1 protein-coding gene is annotated in these 1,054 nt (G+C 68.1%); it reads right to left on the bottom strand.

The window, feature by feature from the left end; translation table 11 throughout:
• Positions 1 to 60: 60 nt before the first annotated feature.
• The gene (locus VXC91_RS46015) at positions 61 to 990 is read right to left on the bottom strand and encodes a transposase family protein (RefSeq protein ID WP_329513272.1); all 930 of its coding nucleotides are present in this window, start codon (positions 988 to 990) and stop codon (positions 61 to 63) included.
• Between the last annotated feature and the right edge of the window lie 64 nt (positions 991 to 1,054).

The following is a 1,054-nucleotide window of genomic DNA, read 5'->3' as shown; positions in this document are numbered from 1 at the left end:
ACGGTGCCGTGCGCGACTGAGGTTGGGGCGTGTTGGCCTGGCGGGTTGACTGATAGGTGATTACCGCTCTGCGGTGCGGTCGGAAACGAGGCCAGCGATGGCCAGATGGGTCTCGGTGTAGTACTCGCGGCGGCCGAGGTACCGCTGGAGGGGCCTCCACTGCTTGTGCTCGGCGTTGGCGTGCTCGACGCATATCCGCTCCGAGGATTGCTTCTTGCGGGCCGACTCCCAGGCGGTGACCTCCTCGGCCGACGCGTCCTTGGCGGGCCTCTTCGGCGGCGCCTGGACCTGGTCGGGAAACCGTTTGGCCAGGCCCCGGTATCCGGCATCCACCTTGGCCTTGACCTGCGGATATTGCTCGAAGAGGGCCTCGATCCCTTCGGTCTTGACCGCCGTCTGATCATGCATACGGCCCGGCCGGACCGCGCCGGTCCACAGAGTCCGGCCCTGTCCGTCGGTGATGACGGTGGCCTTCTGGGTGTTCTGCCGCATCTTGCCGGACACGAACGCACGCCGGCCGGGGCGGCCCGCCTTCGGACGCCGGACCCGTACCTCGGTGCCGTCCAGGCGTAGCTCAACACCCTTTGCGGTGGCGTAGGCGAAGACATCGGCCAGCGTGTGCAGACGCAGTCCCGCCTCGCCGGGGACCGCGAAGCCCCGCGCCGCCAGGAGCGGACGGATCTCATGGACAGCCCGCGTGACGGTGGAGCGGTCCACGCCGTAGAAGACGGCGAGGGCGGCGTGCGGAAGCTGGAACCGCAGGATCACCAGGGTTGCGATCACCCGATCGGTGAAGACCAGTTGATGGCTGGGTCCGCCGCCCTCGGCGCGCAGACGCTCATGGCCTCGGCGTTCGCCCAGCCGGGACTCTTCCCGCGCCATCCACGGGCTGGCCAACTCCGCGATGAGCGCCCCGAGTCGACGCCTCGAGATGCCCGTGCAGATACGATGCGAGAGAGCCGTACGGGCCAAGGATCGCTTCACAACCATCCCAACCCGTACGGCTCTCCTCACGTTCCCGACCAGCCGAAACCGCTGTCGTACACAACGCCGT

The organism is Streptomyces chiangmaiensis, assembly GCF_036281785.1.
GTDB lineage: Bacteria > Actinomycetota > Actinomycetes > Streptomycetales > Streptomycetaceae > Streptomyces > Streptomyces chiangmaiensis.
Note: the sequence above shows the minus strand (reverse complement) of the source record. Positions and strands in the feature narration are given on the sequence as shown.